The organism is Acidocella sp. C78 (genome assembly GCF_907164655.1).
In genome coordinates this window covers 1-2998 of record NZ_CAJQZK010000056.1, presented here as the reverse complement: position 1 = coordinate 2998, position 2998 = coordinate 1, and the positions used below count along the sequence as shown (strand labels likewise).

Annotated in this window: 1 protein-coding gene and 1 pseudogene; one reads left to right on the top strand and one right to left on the bottom strand. The window is 68.4% G+C overall.

Features of this window, described 5'->3' with window-relative positions:
* The first annotated feature begins 11 nt into the window (after positions 1 to 11).
* Positions 12 to 517 (top strand): annotated as a pseudogene (locus ACIDOCELLA78_RS000000113045) (relaxase domain-containing protein).
* Here ACIDOCELLA78_RS000000113045 and mobF read toward each other — a convergent pair.
* On the bottom strand, positions 451 to 2998 hold a 2548-nt coding region (gene mobF / locus ACIDOCELLA78_RS000000113040; protein ID WP_249676896.1), incomplete at its 5' end, for a MobF family relaxase. The pseudogene ACIDOCELLA78_RS000000113045 and the gene mobF overlap by 67 nt on opposite strands.

Here is a 2998-nt window from a genome sequence, read left to right as displayed (position 1 = left end):
GATGCGGCCGATTGGCGGAACGCGGTGAACGCTCGAAAACCCCGATCGGCTACGTTGATTTTACCTTCTCGGCCGACAAGACGATTTCGTTGGCATGGGCTTTCGCGCCGACCGAGGCGGAGCGCAACCAGCTTGCCCAGGCGCACAAGGATGCGGTGGCCGCGACCATGGCCGAGATCGAGCAGGTCATTGGCCAGGCGCGAAAGGGCAAAGGCGCAAGGAAGGCACCGAGCAGGGCCGCATCGGGTGGATCACCTTTGACCACTATACCGCCCGCCCCACCCTCGAAATCGCCCGCGAGACAGCGGACGGCCGCACGGAAACCGAGATCGTCTCCGTGAAAGTGGCCGGTGATCCGCAGTTGCATACGCATGTCGCGGTGCCGAATGTCATCGTCACTGAGAGCGGCCGGGTCGTGTCCCTGAACACGTTGCAGATGCACGGCCGCATTCATGAATGGGGGCGATCTACCAGGCCCATCTCGCCCAGAATCTCCGGCGGGCGGGAGCCAGTATAGAATTGGACCGAACCACCGGCGCGGCGCGGCTCAGCGCCGTGCCGGAGGAGATCCGGGCGGCGTTCAGTAAGCGGACCCGCGGCCTTGGCACTGCGGCTCGCAAAGGCGCCGCCTTTCAGCAGCTTGATCCGTTCGTCGCCGGTCATGCGATCCCACTCCGCGCCCACCGAGGCGGCATAGGCTTTCGCGTCGGAAAGGGCATCGCGGGTCCGCTTACTGAACGCCGCCCGGATCTCCTCCGGCACGGCGCTGAGCCGCGCCGCGCCGGTGGTTCGGTCCAATTCTATACTGGCTCCCGCCCGCCGGAGATTCTGGGCGAGATGGGCCTGGTAGATCGCCCCCCATTCATGAATGCGGCCGTGCATCTGCAACGTGTTCAGGGACACGACCCGGCCGCTCTCAGTGACGATGACATTCGGCACCGCGACATGCGTATGCAACTGCGGATCACCGGCCACTTTCACGGAGACGATCTCGGTTTCCGTGCGGCCGTCCGCTGTCTCGCGGGCGATTTCGAGGGTGGGGCGGGCGGTATAGTGGTCAAAGGTGATCCACCCGATGCGGCCCTGCTCGGTGCCTTCCTTGCCGCCTTTGCCCTTTCGCGCCTGGCCAATGACCTGCTCGATCTCGGCCATGGTCGCGGCCACCGCATCCTTGTGCGCCTGGGCAAGCTGGTTGCGCTCCGCCTCGGTCGGCGCGAAAGCCCATGCCAACGAAATCGTCTTGTCGGCCGAGAAGGTAAAATCAACGTAGCCGATCGGGGTTTTCGAGCGGTTCACCGCGTTCCGCCAATCGGCCGCATCCAGCGCCGTGCCATCCGCCCGCTTGCCATCAAGGATGTTGGCCCGCTCGATCTCGGAAAGGCCGTTTCCGTCCTTGGCCCCTAGCGCCTTGTAGAGCCGCACAAGCTCGGGATGGGAGGCAGGCTGGTTCTGTTCGGCCTCTTGGGCCGGCGGACCATCCGGCGCCGCGCTGGGAGAGGCGGGCGCCAGCTTAGCCTCGATCCGCGCCCGGTCGGCCGCACTCGACGCCTCGGCCGCCGCAAGCGCCTGCCGCAAACCGGCGGCTCCGCCCGCGCGCAAGGCATCGGCCCAGTCGGCGCCCTTCGCCCCGCCCGCAACATCAGCCGGTGGCTCAAGATAGACCGCCTCGCCGCCATTGGCCTCGATCAGCGCCGCCGCCTTGGCAGCCGCCTTCTGCCCGGCCTCGCCAACATCACGGCCATTATGGAGGCGGGCATTATCGCGATCGGCCAGCAGCGCAACCGGCGTCGAGCCGGTGAACTGTCCGGCCCAGGCCACCAGGCCGCCGGCATTGTACCCGACAACACCAGCCTGCCGCGTTGCCTGCACCACGCTGGCGACGGTCTCGAAGCCTTCACCGGCAACGCGCGCCTGCTCATGACCACCGATCGGCACCGCCGCGCCAGCAGGCGGATGCAGCAGCCAGGCCCCCGAGGCGCCCAGCATCCGGCGGCCGATTTTTGCTCCGCCCTCGGTCAGATAGGTGCGCTGCACGCCGGTCAGCCGCACCCGGCCGTCCTCATCCTGGCCGAACATCGGCGTCAGCATCACCACCGCCGCCCCAGCCGCCACTTCCGTCGAATCATAGTTCGGATGCGGACGAACCAGCCGCACATGGCTCATCAGCCAATCGGCATCGAGGCCGCGCCCGCTGAGATAGGCACGGGCTGACGCCCGCATGCCTTCGGCCTCTTCCACGCGCGCCTCATGCGCCGCCCGCTGCCGCAATTTCTGCCCCACGGACCCGCGCAAATTCGGCTCACGCAATTCACCAGCACCCGGAATCGCCTCATCCCAGAGTTTCCCGGCGATGCTCTTGCGAAAGGCATTGCGCCGCACCTCGGCCTCGCGCGCTGCCTTGGCCGCCTCGGGGTCCATCTCCACCGCCTCGGCTTTGACGCCCAGCCGTCTCACCAGGCTCTCGAACCGCCCGCCTTCGCTGGCGGCAAAGTCGGTCCATTGGCCGGTGGTGGCATTGACCGAAACCGTCCAGCTATCCACCCCGCGCCAGGTCGCTTGCAGGCGCAACCGGCCGCCGCTGGTCCGGTAGGGCACACCGGCGGCATCAAGCGCCGCCGCAACATCGATCGCCCGGGGTTCCGCTGGCCTCTCCTCGGCCGCCGGGCCAGGCGGCGGCACCGCAGGTTCACCGCCCCGCGCAACATCCGCCTGCCAGTCGGCCGCCAGCGCCGCATCACGATCATATGCGGCCGCCTCCTCCATCGGGGGCGGGGCAAAATCATCCGGCCAGGGCGGCGGGCCGTCTGGCGCGTGCCCCAGCTCGCCAAGCGCCGCCGCTTCGGCGGCAAGGGCTGCGTCGCGGTCCTCCGTCTCGTCCGCCTCGGGCACTGCCGGCGCCGCGTCCTGCGCACGGGTTGAAGGCGGCGCCTCCACGGGCGCGGCCGGCAGATCGGACCCGTCAGCCCGTTTGCCGGCAAGCAGGTTTTCCAGCTCCGCG